General features: G+C 63.1%; 3 protein-coding genes. 2 read left to right on the top strand and 1 reads right to left on the bottom strand.

Going from position 1 to position 4,068, the window contains the following annotated elements; genetic code table 11:
- Window positions 1-2: 2 nt before the first annotated feature.
- Window positions 3-2,036, top strand: coding sequence for an elongation factor G (locus tag QZ332_RS13280; RefSeq protein ID WP_295766305.1), 2,034 nt, complete (start codon window positions 3-5; stop codon window positions 2,034-2,036).
- Between the two features lie 88 nt (window positions 2,037-2,124).
- On the opposite strand, the gene QZ332_RS13285 is transcribed toward QZ332_RS13280, so the two are convergent.
- On the bottom strand, window positions 2,125-2,718 hold the full coding sequence (locus tag QZ332_RS13285; RefSeq protein ID WP_295766307.1) for an S-layer homology domain-containing protein: 594 nt from the start codon (window positions 2,716-2,718) through the stop codon (window positions 2,125-2,127).
- An 887-nt stretch (window positions 2,719-3,605) separates the two neighbouring features.
- On the opposite strand from QZ332_RS13285, the gene QZ332_RS13290 reads away from it, so the two are divergent.
- A partial coding sequence (locus QZ332_RS13290; protein ID WP_295766309.1) for a rubredoxin-like domain-containing protein occupies window positions 3,606-4,068 on the top strand: 463 nt, incomplete at its 3' end.

The raw sequence follows: 4,068 nt of genomic DNA on the forward strand, positions 1-4,068 counted from the left end.
GTCTGCTGGGCCACAGCGGCAGCGGCAAGACCGCCCTGGCCGAGAGCCTGCTCTATATGACCGGCGTCATCGATCGGATGGGGCGCGCCGCCGACGGCAACACCGTCTGCGACTACGACCCCGAGGAGGTCCGGCGCCAGATCTCGCTGTCCCTCACCCCGGCGCCCCTGGATTACAAGGGCTGCCGCATCAACCTGCTGGACACCCCGGGCGCCTTCGACTTCGCCGGGGAGGCCATGGCCGCCCTCCGGGCCGCCGACGCCGCCGTCATCGTCTGCTCCGCCAAGGACGGCGTGTCCGTGGGCCTGGAGAAGGCTTGGAAGTACTGCGAGGAGCGGAACATGCCCCGCTTCATCTATATCTCCAAGACCGACGAGGACAACAGCGACTACAACGCCACCTTCGAGGCCCTGCGGGACCGCTTCGGCAAGAAGATCGCCCCCGTGGTCGTCCCCATCTGGGACGCGGACAAGAAGGTCACCGGCATCATCGACGTGCTGAACAAGCGGGCTTATGAGATGCAGAAGCTCAAGCGCGTGGAGATCGAGATCCCCGCCGACAAGGCCGACGTCATCGCCGAGTTCCACGACGCCCTCAAGGAGTCCGTGGCCGAGACCAGCGAGGAGCTGATGAACAAGTTCTTCGACGGGGAGGACTTCACCTACGCCGAGATGATCCAGGGCCTGCGCCAGGGCGTCCGGGAGCTGAGCCTCTTCCCCGTCCTCTGCGGCTCCGCCATCAACTGCCTGGGGTCCCTGATGCTGATGGACAACATCGTGGACCTCCTGCCCAACCCCGTGGAGGGCAATTACCACAAGGCCACCAACGCCGAGGGCGAGAGCGAGGAGTTCGTCGTCTCTCCCGGCGGCGTGCCCACCGCCTTCGTCTTCAAGACCATCTCCGACCAGTACGGCAAGTATTCCTTCGTCAAGGTCCTCTCCGGCTCCATCACGCCGGACATGCCCATGGTCAACGCCCGCACCGGCGAGAAGGTGAAGCTGGGCCGCCTCTACACCATCCGGGGCAAGAAGAACGCCGAGGTCAAGGAGCTGGTCTGCGGCGACATCGGCGCGATCGGCAAGATGGACATCAAGACCGGCGACACCCTCTGCGACGAGCGGAAGGTGGTCAGCCTGAAGAACATCCCCTTCGCCGAGCCCTGCTACTCCGTGGCCATCGTCCCCAAGACCCGGGGCCAGGAGGACAAGATCGCCCAGGGGCTCAGCCGCCTCAACGAGGAGGATCCCACCTTCTCCGTGGTCAACAACGCCGAGACCCACCAGATGGTGGTCTCCGGCGCCGGCGATATGCAGATCGACGTGCTGGTCAGCAAGCTCAAGGACCGCTTCAAGGTCGAGTCGGAGCTGAAGCCCACCCGCGTGCCCTACCGGGAGAAGATCCGCAAGACCGTCCAGAAGCAGGGGCGGCACAAGAAGCAGACCGGCGGCAGCGGCCAGTTCGGCGACGTGTGGATCCGCTTCGAGTACAACCCCGACCAGGAGGACATGGTCTTCGCCGAGGAGGTCTTCGGCGGCTCCGTGCCCCGGAACTTCTTCCCCGCCGTGGAGAAGGGGCTGCGGGAGGCGTGCGTCCACGGCCCGCTGGCGGGCTACCCCGTGGTGAACCTGAAGGCCGTGCTGTACGACGGCTCCTATCACCCGGTGGACTCCTCCGAGATCGCGTTCAAGACTGCGGCGCAGCTCTCTTATAAGGCCGCCCTGCCGGAGGCGAACCCCGTGCTCCTGGAGCCCGTGGGCGAGCTGAAGGTGACGGTGCCCGACAACTACATGGGCGACGTCATCGGCGACCTGAACAAGCGCCGGGGCCGCGTCATGGGCATGGATCCCACCGGCGACGGCAGCCAGGTCATCTCCGCCGAGGTGCCCATGGCCGAGATGGGGAGCTACGCCATCGACCTGCGGTCCATGACCCAGAGCCGGGGCGCCTTCACCTTCCACTTCGTGCGCTATGAGGACTGCCCCCCCGCCGCCCAGGAGAAGGCCATCGCCGAGGCGAAGGCCATGGCGGAGGGCTGATGGCCCGGGCCTGAGAGAGCCTCGAAAACGTTTCAAAGGGTCTGAAGAAGCCCCGCTCCGAGAGGAGCGGGGCTTCTTTCGTTTTGGGTCACTTCCCGGCCCGGTAGAGGAAGGTGACGATCTGGCCCCGGGTGCAGTTGCTGCTGGGAGAGAAGGTATCCGGCCCCGTGCCGTTGGTGATGCCCTTTTCCACGGCCCAGGAGATGGCCTTTACAGGACTCTCGGTCACATAGATCTCCGGATGCACGTCGGAGAAGGAGGCGATCTTTGTGGGCTCCGGCATGCCTGCCGCCCGCCATATGAAAGAGACCGCCCTCTCCCGGGAGCAGGGGATATCAGGGTCCAGATCCACCCCCTCGCCAGCGATATCCTGGCTGACGGCCCAGCCGAGGGCGGCGTTCGTGTCGGACTGACCCGCCGTCGCGCCGGGACGGCCCGCAGCCCGGTAAAGGAAGGTGAGGATCTGGCGGATGGTGCACGTGTTATTGGGGGAGAAGGAGGAACTGCTGGTGCCGTTGGTGATCCCCTTCTCCACCGCCCAGGCGATAGCGTCTTTATAGGGGGAGTTGGCGGCTACGTCGGTGAAGCCGCCGGAGACACCGGGCGCGGCGGGAGAGGCATCGTCCACGAACTTGACCAGGAAGGTCGTTTCCTTTTCCTTTCCGGCCTGTACGTACAGCATGCTGCATTCGTCGACACCGAGGGAGGTCTTGAGAGACCCATCCAGCTTGAGGCCCTCACTGGGGATCGGATAGAACGACCCGTCATCATACTCATACTCATTTTTCGAGGTCTGCCAGGCCGGCATATACCAATGCCTTATGGTCTCCATATCCCCCGCGGCGGAGAGAGTGCTCCCCACAGGCACTACGTATATTTTACAGGGATCTCCGAAAGCTTTGCCGCTCTCTTCCGATATGACATCGGAAAGCGTGATGGTCATGTCGCCCGTCGGGGTCTTTATGGATATAGGTGCCGCAAAAACGGGGACAGAGAGGCTCAGGCACACCGCCAGAGCCAGTGCCAGGGACAGGAGTCGCTTTTTCATGCTGTTTTCCTCTTTCCTATAAGATTTCCAGCGGACGGTGCCCCTCCCGGCGGGAGAGGAGGTAAAAAGAGCTCCCCGCCGGTCGGGCGTCCGCCGGAAACATAAGAGCGGTGCCGAGCTTCGAAAACTCAGCACCGCGTAAGATCATGCGGACGCACGACTTAAAAGCCCCCTCCCCTTGCAAAAGTGAGGGGAGATGGGTATAATAAGCCCGTGGTGCAGTCTTGCAACTGCTGTGCTGAGTGGATGTGTCACTCGTACAGGGCCGCTGGGTGGTTCCAGCACCCGGCGGCCTGCCGCAATTATGTTCCCAGCCCTTATTCTACTCCGCCCTGCCTGAGATTGCAAGGGCCATTCGAGAAAAAGGGCGGGCCCGGGGAATTTGAACAATTTTTTAAATCTCAGCAAAAACTCGATTTTGTGATATTTGCAACTAGCACTCCCCGTTGGAAACTGCTATACTCATGTCGATACTTGAAAAGCAAGTGGGAACACGAATTTCTTTAAGGAGGATCATATTTATGAAGAAGTGGGTCTGCCCTGTCTGCGGATACGTCCATGAGGGGGACACCGCCCCCGAGAAGTGCCCCCAGTGCGGCGTCGCCGGTTCCAAGTTCAAGGAGCAGGGCGCTGACATGACCTGGGCCGCCGAGCATGTGGTCGGCGTCGGCAAGACCTTCGGCGCGGACGTCCCCGCCGAGGCGCAGAAGGAGATCGTCGACGGTCTGAACGCCAACTTCACCGGCGAGTGCACCGAGGTCGGCATGTACCTGGCCATGGCCCGGGTGGCCTTCCGGGAGGGCTATCCCGAGATCGGCATGTACTGGGAGAAGGCCGCCTATGAGGAGGCCGAGCACGCCGCCAAGTTCGCCGAGCTGCTGGGCGAGGTGGTCACCGACTCCACCAAGAAGAACCTGGAGATGCGCGTCGAGGCCGAGAACGGCGCCACCGCCGGCAAGTTCGCCCTGGCGAAGCTGGCCAAGC

The organism is uncultured Oscillibacter sp., from assembly GCF_910584465.1.
Taxonomy (GTDB): Bacteria; Bacillota; Clostridia; order Oscillospirales; family Oscillospiraceae; genus Oscillibacter.